This window comes from Enterovirga aerilata, assembly GCF_013044135.1.
GTDB lineage: Bacteria > Pseudomonadota > Alphaproteobacteria > Rhizobiales > Beijerinckiaceae > Enterovirga > Enterovirga aerilata.
Genome location: NZ_JABEPP010000010.1, coordinates 1 through 1705 on the forward strand (window position 1 = coordinate 1; position 1705 = coordinate 1705).

At 70.0% G+C, this 1705-nt stretch carries 2 protein-coding genes; both read left to right on the top strand.

Annotated features, from left to right (window positions below):
- The coding region (locus tag HJG44_RS23280) for an FAD-binding protein (protein ID WP_171220806.1) at positions 1-558 on the top strand (558 nt) is incomplete at its 5' end.
- The coding region (tcuB, locus tag HJG44_RS23285; protein WP_171220807.1) for a tricarballylate utilization 4Fe-4S protein TcuB at positions 545-1705 on the top strand (1161 nt) is incomplete at its 3' end. The genes HJG44_RS23280 and tcuB, both read left to right, overlap by 14 nt.

Sequence of the window (1705 nt, forward strand, 5' to 3'; positions counted from 1 at the left end):
GGCGAGGACATCTGGCCGAAGCGCTACGCCATCTGGGGCCGGCTCGTCGCCGCCCAGCCGGACCAGATCGCCTACATCGTCTTCGACGCCTCCTCGCTCGAGCTCTTCATGCCCTCGCTCTTCCCGCCCATCCAGGCGGGCTCGATCGGGGAGCTGGCGGAGAAGCTCGGGCTCGACCCGGCCGCGCTCGGGGCGACCGTCGACGGCTTCAACGCGGCCGTGCGGCCCGGCACCTTCGACGACAGGATCCTGGACGATTGCCGCACGGAGGGGCTCGACCCGCCCAAGAGCCATTGGGCGCGGCGGATCGAGACGGCGCCCTTCTACGCCTATCCGGTCCGGCCGGGCATCACCTTCACGTATCTCGGCACGCGCGTGAACCGCGACGCCCGCATGATCATGGCCGACGGGCGCCCCGCCGCGAACATGTTCGCGGCCGGCGAGATCATGGCCGGCAACGTGCTCGGGCGCGGCTACGCGGCCGGGATCGGCATGACCATCGGGGCCGTGTTCGGCCGCATCGCCGGCCGGGAGGCGGCGCGCAATGCTCGCAACTGAAACCCGCACGGCGGGCACGGTCGCCGTCCACGCCAGCCCGGCGCTCGCCGAGGCCGACCGGCTGATGACGGTCTGCAACTCATGCCGCTATTGCGAAGGTCTCTGCGCCGTCTTCCCGGCCATGGAGATGCGCCGCTCCTTCGCGGACGGCGACCTCAACTACCTGGCCAATCTCTGCCATGCCTGCGGCGCCTGCTACTACGATTGCCAGTTCTCGCCGCCGCACGAATTCGACGTGAACGTGCCGAAGGTCATGGCGAAGGTGCGGGCCGAATCCTACGCCCGCTATGCCTGGCCGGGCTTCCTCTCCGGCGCCTTCGAGCGCAACGGGCTCGTGATCGCGCTCGCCGCCGCCTTCGGGGTCGCGGGCTTCATCGGCGGCTTCATCGCCTGGCACGACCCGGCGGTCCTCTTCGGCACGCATACCGGGCCGGGCGCCTTCTACCGGCTCATGCCGCACAACGCGATGGCGCTGCTCTTCGGGGTCGCGTTCCTCTACGCGATCCTGGCGATCGGCTTCGGGGTGCGCAAGTTCTGGCGCGACATCGGCGCCCCGCCCGGCACCCGCAGCGACCCGAAGAACATCCTGCAGGCGATCCGCGACGCCGGCCGGCTGCGCTATCTCGACGGCGGCGGCGCCGGCTGCATGAACGAGGACGAGACGCCGGAGGACAGGCGGCGGCTCTACCACCACCTCACCTTCTACGGCTTCATGCTGTGCTTCGCCTCGACCTCGGTCGCGACGCTCTACCACTACCTCCTCGGCCGCGAGGCGCCCTATCCCTGGTGGGACCTGCCGGTCGTCCTCGGCACGGTCGGCGGGATCGGGCTCGTGATCGGCCCGGTCGGGCTGCTCAAGGCGAAGTGGCGGCGCGATCCGATGATGCTGGACGAGACGCGCTACGGCATGGATGTCGCCTTCATCCTCATGCTGCTGCTGACGAGCGTGACGGGCCTCGCCCTCCTCGTGCTGCGCGCCACCCCCGCCATGGGCACCCTCCTCGCGGTGCATCTGGGCGTCGTCTTCGCGCTCTTCCTGACGCTGCCCTATTCCAAGTTCGTGCACGGCATCTACCGCTACCTCGCGCTCGTCCGCTACGCCCGCGAGCGCTTCCACCATTTCGGCGAGCCGGAAGCGAAGCTCGTC